The 17,821-nt window shown below is 61.4% G+C and carries 12 protein-coding genes; 6 read left to right on the forward strand and 6 right to left on the reverse strand.

All coding sequences use genetic code 11. The features are described from left to right. Position 1 precedes the first annotated feature (1 nt). Together rlmKL and PLD_RS24665 are read left to right on the forward strand one after the other, a co-directional pair. Entirely contained in the window at positions 2 to 2,272 is a 2,271-nt protein-coding gene (rlmKL, locus tag PLD_RS24660) for a bifunctional 23S rRNA (guanine(2069)-N(7))-methyltransferase RlmK/23S rRNA (guanine(2445)-N(2))-methyltransferase RlmL (protein WP_159897326.1), read from the forward strand. Between the two features lie 137 nt (positions 2,273 to 2,409). Continuing rightward, the gene (locus PLD_RS24665; RefSeq protein WP_159897327.1) at positions 2,410 to 4,809 is read left to right on the forward strand and encodes a diguanylate cyclase; all 2,400 of its coding nucleotides are present in this window, start codon (positions 2,410 to 2,412) and stop codon (positions 4,807 to 4,809) included. A gap of 40 nt (positions 4,810 to 4,849) precedes the next feature. Here the strand turns inward: PLD_RS24665 and dacB are convergent, their stop codons facing one another. Continuing rightward, on the reverse strand, positions 4,850 to 6,310 hold the full coding sequence (dacB, locus tag PLD_RS24670) for a D-alanyl-D-alanine carboxypeptidase/D-alanyl-D-alanine-endopeptidase (protein ID WP_159897328.1): 1,461 nt from the start codon (positions 6,308 to 6,310) through the stop codon (positions 4,850 to 4,852). Between the two features lie 233 nt (positions 6,311 to 6,543). Here dacB and PLD_RS24675 point away from each other — a divergent pair, with 233 nt between their 5' ends. Further along, positions 6,544 to 6,888 (forward strand): YggL family protein, encoded by a 345-nt coding sequence (locus tag PLD_RS24675; RefSeq protein WP_159897329.1) that lies wholly within the window; start codon positions 6,544 to 6,546, stop codon positions 6,886 to 6,888. A gap of 179 nt (positions 6,889 to 7,067) precedes the next feature. On the opposite strand, the gene PLD_RS24680 is transcribed toward PLD_RS24675, so the two are convergent. After that, positions 7,068 to 8,258 carry a benzoate/H(+) symporter BenE family transporter gene (locus PLD_RS24680; RefSeq protein ID WP_159897330.1) on the reverse strand — a complete coding sequence of 397 codons (1,191 nt, stop codon included), beginning with the start codon at positions 8,256 to 8,258 and terminating at the stop codon, positions 7,068 to 7,070. 310 nt (positions 8,259 to 8,568) lie between these two features. Here PLD_RS24680 and PLD_RS24685 point away from each other — a divergent pair, with 310 nt between their 5' ends. The 3 genes from PLD_RS24685 (at position 8,569) to PLD_RS24695 (ending at position 11,459) form a co-directional block, all read left to right on the forward strand. Then, on the forward strand, positions 8,569 to 9,333 hold the full coding sequence (locus PLD_RS24685) for a GntR family transcriptional regulator (protein ID WP_159897331.1): 765 nt from the start codon (positions 8,569 to 8,571) through the stop codon (positions 9,331 to 9,333). Between the two features lie 194 nt (positions 9,334 to 9,527). Then, entirely contained in the window at positions 9,528 to 10,478 is a 951-nt protein-coding gene (locus tag PLD_RS24690) for a LysR family transcriptional regulator (protein ID WP_159897332.1), read from the forward strand. A gap of 147 nt (positions 10,479 to 10,625) precedes the next feature. Further along, the gene (locus tag PLD_RS24695) at positions 10,626 to 11,459 is read left to right on the forward strand and encodes a nucleoside-binding protein (protein WP_159897333.1); all 834 of its coding nucleotides are present in this window, start codon (positions 10,626 to 10,628) and stop codon (positions 11,457 to 11,459) included. An 80-nt stretch (positions 11,460 to 11,539) separates the two neighbouring features. Here PLD_RS24695 and guaD read toward each other — a convergent pair whose 3' ends face one another. The 4 genes from guaD to xdhA all read right to left on the reverse strand — a co-directional run bounded on the left by guaD (position 11,540) and on the right by xdhA (position 17,672). After that, the gene (gene guaD / locus PLD_RS24700) at positions 11,540 to 12,844 is read right to left on the reverse strand and encodes a guanine deaminase (protein ID WP_159897334.1); all 1,305 of its coding nucleotides are present in this window, start codon (positions 12,842 to 12,844) and stop codon (positions 11,540 to 11,542) included. Between the two features lie 24 nt (positions 12,845 to 12,868). Continuing rightward, complete coding sequence (gene xdhC, locus PLD_RS24705) at positions 12,869 to 13,711, reverse strand: xanthine dehydrogenase accessory protein XdhC (protein ID WP_159897335.1); 843 nt, start codon at positions 13,709 to 13,711, stop codon at positions 12,869 to 12,871. Positions 13,712 to 13,825: 114 nt separating this feature from the next. Next, positions 13,826 to 16,225, reverse strand: coding sequence for a xanthine dehydrogenase molybdopterin binding subunit (gene xdhB / locus PLD_RS24710; RefSeq protein WP_159897336.1), 2,400 nt, complete (start codon positions 16,223 to 16,225; stop codon positions 13,826 to 13,828). Beyond that, on the reverse strand, positions 16,218 to 17,672 hold the full coding sequence (gene xdhA, locus PLD_RS24715; RefSeq protein WP_159897337.1) for a xanthine dehydrogenase small subunit: 1,455 nt from the start codon (positions 17,670 to 17,672) through the stop codon (positions 16,218 to 16,220). The genes xdhB and xdhA overlap by 8 nt, the downstream gene beginning before the upstream one ends. Positions 17,673 to 17,821 lie beyond the last annotated feature (149 nt).

The following is a 17,821-nucleotide window of genomic DNA, read 5'->3' on the forward strand; positions in this document are numbered from 1 at the left end:
CATGTCGGATCGTTACGAACTCTTCCTCACCTGTCCCAAAGGCCTTGAAGGCCTGCTGATCGAGGAAGCCGTCGGGCTTGGCCTTGAGCAAGCGCGTGAGCACACTTCCGCCGTGCGCGGCATGGCCGACATGGAGACGGCCTATCGCCTGTGCCTGTGGTCGCGTCTGGCCAACCGTGTGTTGTTGGTCCTCAAGCGCTTTCCGATGAAGGATGCCGAGGACCTCTACCACGGCGTGCTGGATGTCGACTGGCAGGACCACATGTTTGCTGATGGCACCCTGGCGGTGGAGTTCAGCGGCCACGGTTCGGGCATCGATAACACTCACTTCGGCGCGCTGAAGGTTAAGGATGCGATCGTCGACAAGCTGCGCGCCCCGACCGGCGAGCGTCCTTCGGTGGACAAGCTCAATCCGGACCTGCGCATTCACCTGCGCCTGGATCGCGGCGAAGCCATCCTCTCCCTGGACCTGTCCGGCCACAGCCTGCACCAGCGCGGCTATCGCCTGCAGCAAGGCGCCGCGCCGCTGAAAGAGAACCTGGCGGCGGCAATCCTGATCCGTTCCGGCTGGCCACGTATCGCCGCGCAAGGCGGTGCTCTGGCTGACCCGATGTGTGGTGTCGGTACGTTCTTGGTGGAGGCGGCAATGATTGCTGCTGACATCGCCCCCAACCTCAAACGCGAGCGGTGGGGCTTTACCGCCTGGCTTGGGCATGTGCCGGCGCTGTGGCGCAAATTGCACGACGAAGCTCAGGCGCGGGCCCAGGCTGGCTTGGCCAAGCCGCCGCTGTGGATTCGCGGCTACGAGGCCGATCCTCGGCTGATTCAACCAGGCCGCAACAACGTCGAGCGCGCCGGTCTGAGTGACTGGATCAAGATCTACCAAGGTGAAGTGGGCACCTTCGAGCCACGTCCGGACCAGAACCAGAAAGGCCTGGTGATCTGCAATCCGCCCTACGGAGAGCGTCTGGGGGATGAAGCCAGCTTGCTGTATCTCTATCAGAACCTCGGTGAGCGTCTGCGTCAGGCTTGCCTGAACTGGGAGGCGGCGGTGTTTACGGGGGCTCCGGACCTGGGCAAGCGCATGGGCATTCGTAGCCACAAGCAGTATTCGTTCTGGAACGGTGCCTTGCCGTGCAAACTGTTGTTGATCAAGGTGCTGCCGGATCAGTTTGTCACCGGCGAACGCCGCACCCCGGAGCAACGTCTGGCCGAACGCGAGCAAGCGCAGGCCGATCAGGCGCCGTTGGAGCCACAAGAGCGTCAGTACAACAAAAACGGCAACCCGATCAAACCCGCTCCGGCGCCAGCGCCAGTGGTCGAGCAGGCCCGTTTGAGCGAGGGGGGGCAGATGTTCGCCAACCGTCTGCAGAAGAACCTCAAGCAACTGGGCAAGTGGGCCAAGCGCGAAGGGATCGAGTGCTATCGGGTCTACGATGCCGACATGCCCGAGTACTCCCTGGCCATCGACCTCTACCATGATTGGGTGCACGTTCAGGAATACGCTGCGCCGAAATCCATCGACCCGGAAAAGGCCCAGGCCCGCTTGTTCGACGCGCTGGCTGCGATCCCGCAGGCGTTGAATGTGGACAAGAGCCGGGTGGTGATCAAGCGCCGCGAACGTCAGAGTGGTACCAAGCAATATGAGCGCCAGAGTGCGCAGGGGCAGTTCACTGAAGTCCGCGAAGGCGGGGTCAAGTTGTTGGTGAATTTGACGGACTACCTGGACACCGGTTTGTTCCTCGATCACCGGCCGATGCGCATGCGCATCCAGAAAGAGGCCGCGGGCAAGCGCTTCCTCAACCTGTTCTGCTACACCGCCACTGCCAGTGTGCATGCGGCCAAGGGCGGGGCGCGTAGCACCACCAGCGTCGACCTGTCGAAAACCTACCTGGACTGGGCGCGGCGTAACTTCTCGCTCAACGGTTTCTCCGACAAGAATCGGCTGGAGCAGGGTGATGTGATGGCCTGGCTGGACAGCTGTCGCGATGAGTTCGACCTGATCTTCATTGATCCGCCAACCTTCTCCAACTCCAAGCGCATGGAAGGGGTGTTCGACGTACAGCGCGATCAGGTGCAATTGCTGGACCTGGCCATGGCGCGTCTGGCGCCAGGTGGGGTGTTGTACTTCTCCAATAATTTCCGCAAGTTCCAGTTGGATGAACACCTCGCTGCGCGATATCAGATCGAGGAAATCACCGCGAAAACCATCGATCCCGATTTCGCTCGCAACAGCAAAATCCACCGTGCCTGGAAAATCACTGCTCGCTGATGGTCGGCAGACAGTCCCGGAAGCCCGATTTTTAAGGCTTCAGGGACTGTTTGGCACTGGTCAAATTAGTGGCTAATAGCTATAACTTTAACTGGTTCGAATGACACCCAAACTCGTTGGCGTGATGAGTTCTACTTATGCCGTTGCATCTGGTCCGCCCGAAGATTCTGGGTTTCATTAGTGAAGAAGCGTCCGCCTGGCTGGTGGCCTTGTTGGTATTGCTGGCCGGCGTGGTTCTCACCGGGCTGTTGGCGTTGTCGACCTACAACCTCAACAAACAGCAGTTGCGTCAGCGTTTCCAGTTGCTGGCCAGCGAGCGCTACAGCCGTATCGAAGATCGCTTTCAAGACCAGGAGCAGCGCCTGGATGGCTTGCGGCGCTTCTTTGTCAATTCCGATCTGGTAACCCGCCAGGACTTCGAAGGTTATGCCCGCCCCTTGTTGCATCGCACTCAGGCTTATGCGTGGGCGCCTCTGGTCAGTCGCAGCCAGCGTTCGGCGTTCGAGCAGTCGGTGCGGGATCAGGGGCTGGCGGGGTTTTCCATTCTGCAATTGGACGCCTCCGACCAGTTGGGGCCTGCCGGCGATCGGGATGAATATGCCCCGGTGCTGTATAGCCAGACCCAAAGTCCGCTGGGCTCGCCCCTGGGCTACGACTTGCTGGCTCAGCCTCAACGCCGGGCCACACTGGAGCGTGCCCGGGAGCTCAACGGCCTGGCGGTTTCACAGCCTGTGCACTTGGTGGCGGTCGATCCGGCCTATGCCCGGGGCGTGTTGCTGGCTGCTCCGGTGCGCCATGCCGTGAAGCCGGGCGCTGGGCGCTCGGTGCCCGACGGCTATGTGTTGGCGGTGATCAGCTTGCGGCAATTGGTTGCGGACGGTTTGCCGGTCCCGGCCAGTGACAACCTGTCGGTACGGATTCTCGACCTGTCCACCGAGGGGCCGCATGAGGTGCTCTACGAGTCGAACAATCCCGCCACCACCAGTCACCTGAGCGCCAGCCGTCTGCTGCGTCTGGCGGATCGGGATTATCAGGTGGACATTCGTCCCAGCGAGGCCTTTTTGCAGGCCAATCATTCGTCCTTGAGTAGCCCGGTGATCCTCGGCGGCTTGCTCAGTATGCTGCTCAGTGCGTTGCTCTATGTGCTGGTGAGCCAGCGACAACGGGCCCTGATGCTGGTGGAGCAGCGCACGGCTGAACTGCGCAGCCGGGAGCATGAGCTGCGCGGCACCCACAACCAGTTGCGCAGTGTGCTCAATGCCGCCACTCAGGTGGCGATCATCGCTACGGATCTGCGCGGGGTCATCACGACTTTCAATGCTGGGGCGGAGCACATGCTCGGTTACCGCAGCGGCGAAGCGGTGGGGCACCTGACGCTGGAAAGTCTGCACATGCCTCAGGAACTGCAGAGCTGGGCGCATAGCCTCAGCCAGCGATATGGCAAACCCATCCCGGTGTCTCAGGCGATGCTGGTGCAAGAGGGCATGGCCGATGGTCACGAGGCTCGGGAGTGGACCCTGGTGCGGCGCGATGGCAGCCATCTGCCGGTGAACATGCTGGCAACTCCGGTACTTGATGATCAGGGGTTGTGGGTCGGGCATCTGGCGATCTGCATCGACATTACCGAACGCAAGCGCGTACACGAGGCGCTGGCGGCCCGTGATCGACTGCTCAACAGGCTCAGCGCTCATGTGCCCGGGGGCATCTATCAGTTCAAGCTGGATGTCGATGGGCATGCCAGTTTCACTTACGCCAGTGATGGCATTCGTGAGATTTACGAGATTGAGCCGCAGCAGTTGCAGCAAGACGCTTCCCAGGTGTTCGAGCGCATTCACCCGGAGGACGTGGAGCGGGTGCGCCTATCGATTCAGGTCTCCGCACAGGAACTCAGCCCTTGGCGGGAGGAGTACCGGGTTTGTCTGCCGCAGCGCGGCCTGCGCTGGATGCGTGGCGCCGCAACCCCGGAAAGCCTGCCTGATGGCGCGGTGCTGTGGCATGGCTACATCTCGGATATCACCGATCTCAAACGGGTCGAGGAGGAGCTGCGTGCGCTGTCGGTGACTGACGCTCTGACGGGCATTTATAACCGACGCTATTTTCAGGAGCATCTGCAAATCGAGATGCAACGGCTGGAGCGCGGAGGCGGGCAGATGGCGGTGATCATGCTCGATATCGACCATTTCAAACGAATCAACGACCAGCATGGTCATGGGGTCGGGGATCAGGTGTTGCGTACCTTGTGCGAACGTATTGGTCGGCGTTTGCGGCGCACCGATGTGTTCTGTCGGCTTGGCGGCGAGGAGTTCATGGTCTTGTGTCCAGACACCAATGCTCAGCAGGCGGCGATTCTCGCCTGGGAGCTGTGGCATGGGCTGCGCAGTTCACCGATCGAGCCGGTGGGGATTGTCACCGCCAGTTTTGGCATTGCCAGTTGGCGTCAGGGGGAGGGGGCGGACGGATTGCTGCTGCGAGCCGACTCCGCAGTCTATGCCGCCAAGCAGGCCGGGCGTGACCGGGTGCAGGGCGAATTGCAATGAGGGCTGGCGGCGAGGTGTGGTCGCCGCCGTCGGATTGGGGTTACAGCGCAGACGCCCTGTTGCCCTGTTTGGGTTGGCGATACAGATCCAGCAGGACTTGATCCAGTACCGATGATGCGCCAAACGGACGAGGGTCGTTGAGAATGGCCACCACCGCCCAGGTGTTGCCGTTGTCATCGCGGCTGTAGCCGGCAATGGCGCGGACGGTATTCAGGGTGCCGGTCTTGATATGCGCCTCGCCGGACAGGGCTGTGCGCTTGAGGCGCTTGCGCATGGTGCCGTCCATGCCGGCAATCGGCATCGAGCTGATGAATTCCGCGGCATAGGGGCTTTTCCAGGCCGCTTGCAGCAGGCCAGCCAGTTCCCGGGCACTGACCCGTTCGGCCCGGGACAGGCCCGAACCGTTCTCCATCACCAGATGCGGTGAGGTGATGCCTTTTTTTGCCAACCATTGACGCACTACGCGTTGGGCCGCCTTGGCGTCGTCGCCATCCGTTTCATTGCGGTACTTGGCGCCCAGGCTCAGGAAGAGCTGCTGGGCCATGGTGTTGTTACTGTATTTATTGATGTCGCGGATGATTTCCGCCAAGTCCGGTGAAAAGGCCCGGGCCAGCACTTTGGCGTCTTTGGGCACCTGCGCCGAGCGATCGCGGCCTTGAATGCTACCCCCAAGCTCCTTCCAGATCGCCCGTACTGCGCCGGCGGTATAGGTGGCGTGATCCAGCAGCGACAGGTAGGTCTGGGAGCTGCAACCGTCGCCCAACTGACCGCCGACTGTGACGATCACGCTGCCGTCGGCCTGGGTGACCGGGTTGTAGCGCACATCACCGGTGCATTGCTTGGTATTGAGGGCTTTGAGCTGATTGTCGATGCGAATCTTGGCAATCGGCGGTTCCACCGATACCAGGACGCGGCCTGAGTCATTGCGGGCGACAAAACGCAGGGCCTTGAGGTTGACCATCAGCGAATCCGGCTTGACCAGGAAGGGCTTGTTTTTATCGTTGCCGTCATCGTTGAATTCCGGCAGTTGCGGTGGCACGAAGAAGTTGCGGTCCAGCACCAGATCGCCGGTGACTTGTTGCACGCCATTGGCGCGCAGATCGCGCATCAACAGCCAGAGTTTCTCCATATTCAGCTTGGGATCACCCCCGCCCTTGAGGTAGAGATTGCCGTTGAGGATGCCACCGCTGAGGGTGCCATCGGTGTAGAACTCGGTCTTCCACTGGTAGGTCGGGCCGAGCATTTCCAGGGCCGCGTAGGTGGTCACCAGTTTCATGGTGGACGCCGGATTGACCGACACATCCGCGTTGAAAATCGTCGGGGTGCCCGGGCTGTTCAGGGGAATCATCACCAGCGAGAGTGCGTTGTGCTGGAGTTTGTTGGCCTTGAGGGCTTGTTGAACCTTGGGAGTCAGGGTGGTGTTGACCGGTGCCGCGGAGGTTGGGAGTGCCAGGGGGAGAAAAACACTGGCAAGCAATAGAGGACGCAACGATTTGATCATATGAAATGCAACCCTGCAGTCGAGGGGAATAAAGGCGAGGGCATGTAGATAAAATCCCTCAGTAATCCTGAAAGTGTCGGCATTATGCCCCAAGGTATAGCGGCTTGTGCCGTGCCGCGGGCGGCCGGTGCGGTATTTTTTTACCAATGGCGGGCCGCGATCCTCATAGAGTCAGGCAATCGCCTGACTAAACTGGTAAAGTGCCGCCCGTTATTACTTATGAGGATTGTTCCATGGCCACTAACCGTTCCCGCCGTCTGCGCAAAAAACTCTGCGTGGATGAATTTCAGGAGCTGGGTTTTGAGCTGAACCTGGATTTCAAAGAAGGTCTGGCTGACGAAGCTATTGACGCTTTCCTCGACGCATTCCTCAAAGAAGCGATGGAAGCCAACGGCCTGGGCTATGTAGGCGGCGATGACTTCGGTCTGGTTTGCCTGAGCAAGCGCGGTTCCGTGAGCGAAGAGCAGCGCGCTACCGTTGAAGCCTGGCTCAAGGCTCGTCCCGAGCTGACCACCGTTGAAGTCAGCCCGCTGCTGGACGTTTGGTACCCGGACAACGCGATCAACACCGTCGCGTGATGTCATGCATGAGCGGCCCGCCCGGGTCGCTCATGCATTGTTGCCCACAGGGCAATCTGTCGTTTTCCCCTTTGTATTGTTATCTGCCTCGGGCGTGTCCCGGGTTTTGTCGTGGGCGTCATTTCACCGGCAGGCCGGTTACTTGTGGTGGTTGTAGGGGCGGCGGTCTGCGCAGTTGTTCAAGCACTGCGCCAATTGAGAATCATCAAGGTCACCACCCCCGCCACAATTCCCCAGAATGCCGAGCCGATGGAGAACAGCGTCAGCCCTGAAGCGGTCACCATAAAAGTGATCAGCGCGGCTTCTCGCTCCTTCACTTCGCTCATGGCGATGCTCAAGCCATTGATGATCGAACCGAACAGCGCCAGCGCCGCGATGGACAGCACCAACTCCTTGGGCAAGGCGGCGAACAGCGCCGCCAGGGTGGCCCCGAAGATCCCGGCGACACCGTAGAACACCCCGCACCAAACTGCCGCGGTGTAGCGTTTGCTGTGATCTTCATGGGCGTGTGGGCCAGTGCAGATCGCCGCGCTGATGGCGGCCAGGTTGATGCCATGGGAGCCGAATGGCGCCAGGACCAGGGACGCCAGGCCCGTCGCGGAGATCAACGGCGAGGCCGGGACGTTGTAGCCATCGGCCCGCAGTACGGCAATCCCTGGCATGTTCTGCGACGTCATGGCGACCACGAACAGCGGGATGCCGATGCTGATGGTGGCGGCGAGGGAGAAGTGTGGCGTGGTCCATATCGGCGTTGCCACTTCCAGGTGGAAGTGGCTGAAGTCCAAGAGCCCCATCAATCCCGACAGGGCGGTGCCGATCAGCAGCGCCGCGAGCACCGCATAACGTGGCGATAGCCGCTTGACCACCAGATAGGTGAAAAACATGCCCAGGACCAACCCGCTGCGGTGCTGCGCGGCGACGAAAATTTCACTGCCAATCTTGAACAGGATCCCCGCCAGCAAGGCGGCTGCCAAGGATGCTGGAATCTTCTTCACCAGGCGCTCGAAGCTGCCGGTGAGTCCGCAAATAGTCACCAGCACCGCGCAAGTGATGTAGGCGCCAATCGCTTCGCCGTAGGTTACTCCCGACAGGCTGGTGATCAGCAGCGCCGCCCCAGGAGTCGACCAGGCGATGGTGATCGGGGTGCGATAGCGCAGGGACAGGCCGATGCTGCACACCGCCATGCCGATGGAAATGGCCCAGATCCAAGATGAGATCTGGCCGCTGCTCAGGCCGGCAGCTTGTCCGGCCTGGAACATCAGCACCAGGGAGCTGGTATAGCCGGTCATCATGGCGATGAAGCCGGCCACTATGGCTGAGGGGGAAGTGTCCGCGATGGGGCGTAACTGTGCGGGGGTGGCATCGGACATTACTGCTATTCCTTGTTCTAGATCGGCATAACACTGCCCATTCGGCGCGCATGGCTCAAAATGTGTTCGAAACCTCGGCTGGGCAAGGGATTCAAGCCTAAACTTAAAAGTAACTTTGCATTGCTATACAGCGGTGACTACAAATAGCCGTACAGTCGCTGTAGCAGTAGAAGGGCATCAACACTTTTTATTAATGATCCCTGGGGTTGTGTACAATGCGTCCCTGTTTTAACGCGATACTTGCCAGCGACCTACCTTGACGTATTAAAGTCACGCCGAAATTGCCGCAGTCCTCCCGACCCGAGTGCCCATGAACGAACAGTTGCAACCTCTCAAGAAACAGCCGCGAGCAGGCAAAGCCGGTCGCAGCGGAACCCAGGACGATATTGTCTACGCGCACATCTTTGAGGCCATCCTCGAGCAGCGCCTGGCGCCCGGCACCAAGTTGAGCGAGGAGGCGTTGGGAGAAATATTCGGAGTCAGTCGGACCATCATCCGTCGCGCCCTGTCACGCCTGGCCCACGAGGGCGTGGTGCTGCTGCGGCCCAATCGTGGAGCGGTAGTGGCCAGCCCGAGTGTCGAGGAAGCCCGGCAGGTATTTCTCGCCCGGCGCCTGGTGGAGCGGGCCATCACTGAGCTGGCGGTGCAGCATGCCACCGCCGAGCAACTGCTGGAATTGCGGCAGATGGTCAACGAGGAGCGCGACAGCTTTTCCCGGGGGGATCGTGGCGCCGGCATCCGCCTGTCCGGGGAGTTCCACCTGAAGTTGGCCGAGGCGGCGAAGAATGCACCGCTGATCAGCTTTCAGCGCAGTCTGGTGTCTCAAACCTCGCTGATCATCGCCCAGTATGAAAGTGGCAACCGCTCCCATTGTTCCTACGATGAACACACTCAACTGATCGACGCCATCGAAGCCCGGGATGGCGAGCTGGCGGTGAACCTGATGATGCATCACATGGATCACATCGACAGCAAGCTCAATCTCGACGAGGAAAGTGCTTCGGATGATCTGCACGCGGTGTTCTCGCACTTGCTGCAGACCAAGAAGCCGGGGCGACCGACAGTCAAACTGTAAGCTGGCCAGCCCAGAAATCCCTCGCTGCGTGAAGTGCGCGCAGCGGGGGATTTTTTGTGTGTGGCCGTTTGCATTTCGGTCTGATGGATTGTTGATGTTTTTACTGGAAATTGTATACAGTGCCTGCTTCAAGGGCGCTCGACCGGGGTCTCCGTCAGGGACAAGCCTCTCGCCCTGCGCAAGGAACCCACGGCATGACAGGCAGAACCCTCCGCATCCATTCCTCCGCGATCCACTACTTCGATATGGTCCGGCGCTGTCATTCGATCCGCGCAGCCGCGCGGCGCCTGAATGTCGCCTCCTCGGCGGTGAATCGGCAGATTCTGAAGATTGAGGATGAACTCGGTACTCCGCTGTTCGAGCGCCTGCCCGGCGGGTTGCGCTTGACCCTGGCTGGGGAGGTGTTCAGTCGCCACGTCAGTCTGGTGTTGCAGGATTTGGAGCGGGTGCGCCTGGAACTGGATGCCCTGCCAGGCCTGAAGAGTGGGCATGTGGAGATCGCTACGGTCGAGGGGGCCACCGTGGACCTGTTGCCGGTGGTGCTCAAACGCATGCGCGATCACTACCCACAGGTGACCATTGGCGTCACGGTGCAGGGCTCGCCATCGATTCCTCAGGCGTTGATCAATAGCCGTGCCGATCTGGGGCTGGCGTTTGCCCTGCCCAGGGCGCCGGAGATTCGCCAACTGAGCGTCGGGCATTTCCGTTTGGGCGCGCTGGTCAGCCCCGAGCATCCGCTGGCTGAGCGCGGCAGTGTCAATTTCGCCACCTGTGCCGAGCACGGGCTGATTCTGGCGAAAAGTGAACTGTCAATTCATCATTTGCTGGCGCCGTTGCACAAGCGCCTGGGATTGCTGGACAAGCCAGCATTGCAAAGCAACTCCATGGAACTGGCGCGGCAGATGGCCCGGCACAGCATGGGGGTGGCGTTCCAGACCCGGGTTGGGATCGAGTCGGACCTGAGCAAGGGCGAGTTGGTGCATATTCCCCTCAGCGATCAAGGTGGCATCTATAGCGACCTGGGGCTCTATGCCCGCAGCGGGCGCGATTTGCCCAGCGCCGTGGAGGCGCTGGCGCATCTGCTCAGTGAGGAGATTGCCATTCGGGAGCGGGCCGAGCGCGCCTTCGGCCAGCCGCTGCCCTGAGTACCTGGCTGGCGAGGCTGTTGCCATTTTGGCAGCGCGCTGGTCGATATTCTGTTCTTTGGGCCCTGTGGCGCTTGTGCCGATACTGCGTGCGGTCGGCAGCCAGCGAAGCTGCCTAACGCTACACCGCCACAGGACATAATAAAAATGAGAAAGGCACTACAAGGCGCAACCCTGCTGATGAGCTTGATCGGCGCGGGGCAAGCGTCCGCCCTGGAGTGGATGAACAACAGCGTCGGCTTTCGGTACGGCAAGGAGTTCACCAACCCGAACAACCCGCATTACATCAGCAAGCGCATCTACAGTTTCACTCACGCCAGTGGTTACCAGTACGGCAGCAATTACCTGCACCTGGATGTGCTGCTCTCTGACAGCGACGACCCGCGTAAGGGTACCCATAAGGGCGGCAGCGAAGTCTACGGCGTCTATCGTCATCAGCTCTTCGCCTCGCGGGTATTCGATACGCCCCTGGGCACCGGGCTGGTCAAGGACTACGCACTGACCCTGGGCTTTGACGCCAGTCGCAACAACAACCTGGCATCGGCGAAAAAACGCGCCGTGGTGTTCGGGCCAACCTTGAAGTTCAACAGCGTCGGGGTACTCGACCTGAGCCTGTTGTACTACAAGGAAAACAACCACTCCGGCATTCCCGGGGCCAAGGATCCGAACCACACGTTCGACGATACCTACCTGCTCAACCTGGCCTGGATGCGACCCTTCGAGGTCGGTAACCACGCCGCCAAGTTCCAGGGCTTCATCAACTACACCGGGGAAAAGGGCCACGACTACAACAACCGTGACACCGCCGCGGAAACCCTGGTGCGAACGTCGCTGATGGTGGCCGTGCTACCGGGCAAACGGGTCAAACCCAACCTGTATCTGGGGGTCGGCTATGAGTACTGGCACAACAAATTCGGGGTCGACGGTGGCCGTGGTACGCGGACCACGGCGCCGACCTTGAACATGGAAGTGACGTTCTAGCCTTCATTCGATGCTGGGTGCGTCAGGCACAAAAAATCCCCCGTCCGGTTCTCGCCAGCGGGGGATTTTTATTTGCCGGGTTAGCGCTGGTGCACTGGCTGGCCGGCGGCGTAGGTCTGCAGTACGGTGCGGTCATCCCCCAGGGTCATCAGGACGAACAGGGTTTCGGCGATGTCATTGGCCTGCTTCAGGCGGTAGCTGAGCAGCGGTGTGGCGTGGTAGTCGAGAACCACAAAGTCGGCGTCGGTGCCCGGGTGCAGGGTGCCGATCTTGTCCTCCAGGCGCAGGGCCCGGGCGCCACCCAGGGTGGCCAGGTACAGCGACTTGAAGGGGCTCAAGCGTGCGCCCTGCAATTGCATGACCTTGTAGGCCTCGTTCAGGGTATTGAGCAGAGAAAAGCTGGTACCGGCACCGATGTCGGTGCCCAGGCCGACATTGAGTTTGTGCTTTTCCGCCATGGGCAGGTTGAACAGGCCGCTGCCAAGGAACAGGTTCGAGGTCGGGCAGAAGGCCACGGCCGAGCCAGTCTGCGCCAGGCGCGCGCACTCGTCGTCGCACAGGTGCACACCGTGGGCGAACACCGAGCGTTCGCCCAGCAACTGGTAGTGGTCGTAGACGTCTAGGTAGCCCTTGCGCTCCGGGAACAGCGCCTTGACCCATTCGATTTCCTGCAGGTTTTCACTGATGTGGGTCTGCATGTAGAGGTCGGGGTACTCGGTCAGCAACTGGCCGGCCAGGGTCAGTTGCTCCGGGGTACTGGTCGGAGCGAAGCGCGGGGTCACGGCGTAGTGCAGGCGGCCTTTACCGTGCCAGCGCTCGATCAGTGCCTTGCTGTCCTGATAGCTGGACTTAGCGGTGTCGGTCAGGTAGTCCGGGGCGTTGCGATCCATCATCACCTTGCCGGCGATCATCCGCAGGTCGAGTTTCTCGGCGGCGGCGAAGAACGCGTTCACCGATTGCGGGTGCACGCTACCGAATACCAGGGCAGTGGTGGTGCCGTTGCGCAGCAGTTCCTTGATGAAGATGTCGGCCACTTTGTCTGCATGGGCCTGGTCGGCGAACTGGCTTTCGCAAGGGAAGGTGTAGGTGTTCAGCCAGTCCAGCAACTGTTCGCCGTAGGCGCCGACCATCCCGGTCTGGGGCAGGTGGATATGGGTGTCGATGAAGCCGGGAGTGATCAGGGCATCCGGATAGTGCTCGATCTGCACCTGGGCGGGCAGCTTGGCCAGCAGTTCGCTGGCGTGGCCGAGGGCGCTGATCCGGCCGTCCTCGACCACCAGCAAGCCATCCTCGAAGTACTCGTAGGAGGCTTCGATGCCGACTTCGGCCGGGTCGGCGATGCTGTGCAGGATGGCGGCACGGTAGGCTTTGCGAGTCAAAGGCATGGTCGTTCTCAATGTGTGGCTTTTTTAGTTCGAGGCGTGGCTGCGGCGCGAGATGGGCAGCAGCTTGGCAATGGGTTCGGCGCTGGCACTGGGCTGGCCGAAATGGGCGTTATAGGTGGCGATGATCTCACCGGCGATGGAGATGGCGATTTCCACGGGCAGCTTGCCTTTGACGTCGTCCAGGCCCATCGGGCAACGCATGCGCTGCACGGTGGAGGCGTCGAAGCCGCGGTCGCGCAGGCGATGTTCGAACTTGACCCGCTTGGTCTTCGAGCCGATCAGGCCGAAATAGGCAAAGTCGTTGCGCTTGAGCAGGGCGGCAGTCAGCTCCAGGTCCAGCTGGTGATTATGGGTCATGACAATGCAATAGCTGCCAGGAGGCAGGTGGTCGATTTCGTCCACCGGCTCTTCGCTGACGATCTTGTGTACGCCCTGGGGGATGTGTTCCGGGAACTCCTGGTCGCGGGAGTCGATCCAGCGCACCCGACAGGGCAGGCTGGCCAGGAGCGGCACCAGGGCGCGACCGACGTGACCTGCGCCGAACACAGCGATCTGTGCCTGCACCTGGCCCATGGGTTCGAACAGCAGCACCGTGGCGCCGCCACAGCATTGGCCGAGGCTGGCACCGAGGCTGAAGCGCTCCAGGTGGGTGGCCTGCTTGCCCGCGGCGAGCATTTCCCGGGCGATTTGCATGGCCTTGTATTCCAGGTGGCCGCCGCCGATGGTGTCGAACGACTGGCTGGCGCTGACCACCATTTTCGAGCCTGCGTTGCGCGGCGTTGAGCCGAGCTCTTCGATGATGGTCACCAGCACGCAGGGCTCACCTTGTATTTGCAGGTCGGCGAGGGCGCTGATCCAGTTGTACATGTTCACCTCGACATCTTGGTTGTCTGTTACGGCCCTTGGCTGGGCGCTTCACTCCCGCAGGTTCATCATGAGTCATGCAGGAGTGGGCGTGCCCGCGAAGATCGTGCCTCGCTATCAGGGCTGAGTCGGCTCGGCTGCAGGTTCAACTCGTTTGTTTGCCTGTAACTGGCGCATTTGCTCGCAACCCCACAACACCCGCTCCGGTGTCGCCGGGGCGTCGATCTGTGGCTGGTGACGGTAGCCGCCAAGGCTGGCCACCGCGTCCTTGATCGCGCACCAGGCGGCGATGCCGAGCATGAACGGCGGTTCGCCCACGGCCTTGGAGTGGAACACCGTGTCTTCCGGGTTCTTGCGGTTTTCCACCAGCTTGACTCGCAGGTCCGCAGGCATGTCGGCCACGGCTGGGATCTTGTAGCTGGCCGGTCCGTTGGTCATCAGTTTGCCCTTGGCGTTCCACACCAACTCTTCGCTGGTCAGCCAGCCCATGCCCTGGATGTAGCCGCCTTCTACCTGGCCGATGTCGATGGCCGGGTTCAGCGAGGCGCCGACGTCATGCAGGATGTCGGTGCGCAGCATTTTGTACTCGCCGGTCAGGGTATCGACTATCACTTCGGCACAGGCAGCGCCGAAGGCGTAGTAGTAGAACGGCCGACCTCGGGCCTGGGCGCGGTCGTAGTAGATTTTCGGGGTCTTGTAGAAGCCGGTGCTGGACAGCGACACCTGGGCAAAATAGGCCTGCTGGATCAGCTCTTCGAAGCTCAGGATGTGGTCACGAACCCGCACATGGCCGTTGTGGAACTCCACGTCTTCCTCGCTGACCTGGTATGCGCGCGCGGCGAACTCCACCAGGCGGTTCTTGATGGTCTGCGCGGCATTCTGCGCGGCCTTGCCGTTGAGGTCGGCGCCACTGGAAGCGGCGGTGGGGGAGGTGTTGGGCACCTTGTCGGTGTTGGTGGCGGTGATCTGTACTCGCCCGATGTCCACTTGGAACACCTCGGCCACCACTTGCGCCACCTTGACGTTCAGACCCTGGCCCATTTCCGTGCCGCCGTGGTTCAGGTGGATGCTGCCGTCGGTGTAGACGTGAATCAGCGCGCCGGCCTGGTTGAGGAAGCTGGCGGTGAAGGAGATGCCGAACTTCACCGGGGTCAGTGCCAGGCCCTTTTTCAGGATCGGGCTGTTGGCGTTGTACCGGCGGATGGCTTCGCGACGCTCGGCATACTGGCTGCTGGCTTCCAGTTCGGCGGTCATCTCTTCGAGCATGTTGTGCTCGACGGTCTGGTAGTAGTGGGTGACGTTACGCTCGGTCTTGCCGTAGTAGTTGGCCTTGCGCACCGCCAGCGGGTCCAGGTGCAGGTGGCGGGCAATGGCGTCCATCACCTCCTCGATGGCGACCATGCCTTGCGGGCCGCCGAAGCCGCGGTAGGCGGTGTTCGACGCGGTGTTGGTCTTGCAGCGATGGCCGTTGATGGTGGCGTCGCCCAGGTAGTAGGCGTTGTCGGCGTGAAACATCGCCCGGTCGACGATGGACGCCGAGAGGTCAGGTGAGCAGCCGCAGTTGCCCGCCAGTTCCAGCTGGATGCCGTGCAGGCGCCCGTTGTTGTCGAAGCCCACGTCGTATTCGATGTAGAAGGGGTGGCGCTTGCCGGTCATGAGCATGTCTTCGACCCGTGGCAGACGCATCTTGGTCGGTTGGCCGGTGAGGCGGGCGATCACTGCGCACAGGCAGGCGGGGCTGGCGGCCTGGGTTTCCTTGCCGCCGAAACCGCCGCCCATGCGCCGCATGTCGACCACGATCTTGTTCATCGACACGTCGAGCACTTCCGCCACCAGCTTCTGTACTTCGGTGGGGTTCTGGGTCGAGCAGTAGACGAGCATGCCGCCGTCTTCGGTGGGCATTACCGAGGAAATCTGGGTTTCCAGGTAGAAATGTTCCTGGCCACCGATATGCAGGGTGCCCTGGATGCGGTGTTCGGCGCTGGCCAGGGCGCCGGCCGAATCGCCGCGTTGATGGGTGTGGCTGTCCAGCACGAAGTGGCGCTTGCGCAGGGCTTCGACCACATCCAGCACCGGCTCCAGGTCCTCGTATTCGATGATCGCGGCCATGGCCGCCTTGCGCGCGGTGTCCAGGTTATGGGCGGCTACCGCCAGCACCGGCTGACCGACGAACTGCACGGTGTCGATGGCCAGTAGCGGGTCGCCGGGCAGCAGCGGGCCGATGTCCTTGAGGCCGGGAATGTCTTCATGGGTAATGGCGATGCGCACGCCTTCGAAGGCGTAGCAGGGACCAGTGTCTATGCTGATGATCTTGGCGTGGGCCCGGTCCGACTGCCTTGCGTAGACGTGCAGTTGATTGGGGAATTCTAGGCGGTCATCGATGTACACGGCTTCACCGGATACGTGCTTGTCGGCGCTGTCGTGCTTGACGCTGCGGCCGACGCCGGTGCTCAGGTCCTGGTGAAACAGGGCAGTCAGTTCGGCTTGGGTCTTCTCGACCTTGTGATGATTAGACATAAGCGGTCACCCGGGTCTCGATGTGCGGTGTGTGCAGTTCGATGAAGTATTTGCGCAGCAGGTTCTGTGCGCTCAACAGGCGGTATTCCTTGCTCGCGCGAAAGTCCGAAAGCGGGGTGAAATCTTCCGTCAATGCGGCGCAGGCACGTTCTATCGTCGCCTGGTTCCAAGGGGCGCCGATCAACGCCGCCTCGCAGCGCTTGGCCCGTTTCGGGATCGCCGCCATGCCGCCGAAGGCGATGCGCGCAGCGCTGACCATGGCGTTGTCGATGCGCAGGTTGAAGGCCGCGCAGACCGCGGAAATATCATCGTCCAGGCGCTTGGACACCTTGTAGGCACGGAACAGTCGCTCGGCGCTGGCCCGGGGCACGATGATCTTCTCGATGAACTCGCTTTCCTGGCGGGCGGTGACCCGGTAGTCGATGAAATAGTCTTCCAGGGCCAGGGTGCGTCGCACTTGGCCCTTGCACAGAACGATCTGCGCACCGAGGGCAATCAGCAGCGGCGGCGAGTCGCCGATGGGCGAGGCGTTGCCGATGTTGCCGCCCAGGGTGCCCTGGTTGCGGATCTGCAACGAGGCGAAGCGTTGCAGCAATTCGCCGAAGTCCGGGTACTCGGCGCGCAGGGCCTCGTAGCAGTCGGTGAGGGCGGTGGCGGCGCCGATTTCCAGGCGATCGTCGAAGCGTTCGATGCGCTTCATTTCGGCAATGTTGCCGACGTAGATCATCACCGGCAGGGTGCGGTGGAACTGGGTCACTTCCAGGGCCAGATCGGTGCCGCCGGCCAGCAACCGGGCTTGTGGATAGGCGTCGTAGAGGTCGGCCAGATCGGCTACGGTCAACGGCACCAGGCAGCGCTTGTCGCCACTGTTAAGCTCGCCGGTGTCCTGGGGCGCGATGGCTTTGAGGCGTTTAATGGTCTCGGTTTGCTGGGCGTCGAACTGATCGCTTGGCTGGCCGCAGCAGGCTTGTTCGGCGGCGGCGAGAATTGGCCGGTAGCCGGTGCAGCGACACAGGTTGCCGGCCAGGGCCTCATGGGCCTTGTGGGCGTCGGGTTCACTGCTGTTCTTTTGCAGGGCGAACAACGACATGACGAACCCTGGGGTGCAAAAGCCGCATTGTGAGCCGTGGCACTCGACCATGGCCTGCTGCACGCTGTGCAGTTGCCCCTGGTGCTTGAGGCCTTCGACGCTGATCAGTTGCTTGCCGTGCAGGGACGAGACGAATGTCAGGCACGAGTTGAGGCTGCGATAGCGAATGGATTCGCTGCCCTGTGCATCCACCTGCAGCTCGCCGACCACCACGGTGCAGGCGCCGCAGTCACCGCTGGCGCAGCCTTCTTTGGTGCCGGGTTTGCCCAGGTGATCGCGCAGGTAGTTGAGCACAGTCAGGTTCGGGTCCAGGGCGTGCTCGCTACGGAGTTCCTGGTTGAGTAAAAACTGGATCACGGAAGGCCTCGCAGACTCATTATTGTTGTTAACCGACGTGGGCCGAATTTAGTCATGTCTGACTTTTCGGTCAATGATTTTCTGACCTTTGGGTCAGGAAATGTTGGCGGGTAACACTTCAAGTATTAACGCGATCGCCGCAGTCGCCA

The sequence above is a fragment of the Pseudomonas sp. LD120 genome, from assembly GCF_009861525.1.
Classification (GTDB): domain Bacteria; phylum Pseudomonadota; class Gammaproteobacteria; order Pseudomonadales; family Pseudomonadaceae; genus Aquipseudomonas.

Excerpts from the sequence above, each read along its gene's own strand:
- rlmKL (WP_159897326.1), top strand. The coding sequence starts at position 2 with ATGTCGGATCGTTACGAACTCTTCCTCACCTGTCCCAAAGGCCTTGAA.
- PLD_RS24665 (WP_159897327.1), top strand. The coding sequence starts at position 2,410 with ATGCCGTTGCATCTGGTCCGCCCGAAGATTCTGGGTTTCATTAGTGAA.
- dacB (WP_159897328.1), bottom strand. The coding sequence starts at position 6,310 with ATGATCAAATCGTTGCGTCCTCTATTGCTTGCCAGTGTTTTTCTCCCC.
- PLD_RS24675 (WP_159897329.1), top strand. The coding sequence starts at position 6,544 with ATGGCCACTAACCGTTCCCGCCGTCTGCGCAAAAAACTCTGCGTGGAT.
- PLD_RS24680 (WP_159897330.1), bottom strand. The coding sequence starts at position 8,258 with ATGTCCGATGCCACCCCCGCACAGTTACGCCCCATCGCGGACACTTCC.
- PLD_RS24685 (WP_159897331.1), top strand. The coding sequence starts at position 8,569 with ATGAACGAACAGTTGCAACCTCTCAAGAAACAGCCGCGAGCAGGCAAA.
- PLD_RS24690 (WP_159897332.1), top strand. The coding sequence starts at position 9,528 with ATGACAGGCAGAACCCTCCGCATCCATTCCTCCGCGATCCACTACTTC.
- PLD_RS24695 (WP_159897333.1), top strand. The coding sequence starts at position 10,626 with ATGAGAAAGGCACTACAAGGCGCAACCCTGCTGATGAGCTTGATCGGC.
- guaD (WP_159897334.1), bottom strand. The coding sequence starts at position 12,844 with ATGCCTTTGACTCGCAAAGCCTACCGTGCCGCCATCCTGCACAGCATC.
- xdhC (WP_159897335.1), bottom strand. The coding sequence starts at position 13,711 with ATGTACAACTGGATCAGCGCCCTCGCCGACCTGCAAATACAAGGTGAG.
- xdhB (WP_159897336.1), bottom strand. The coding sequence starts at position 16,225 with ATGTCTAATCATCACAAGGTCGAGAAGACCCAAGCCGAACTGACTGCC.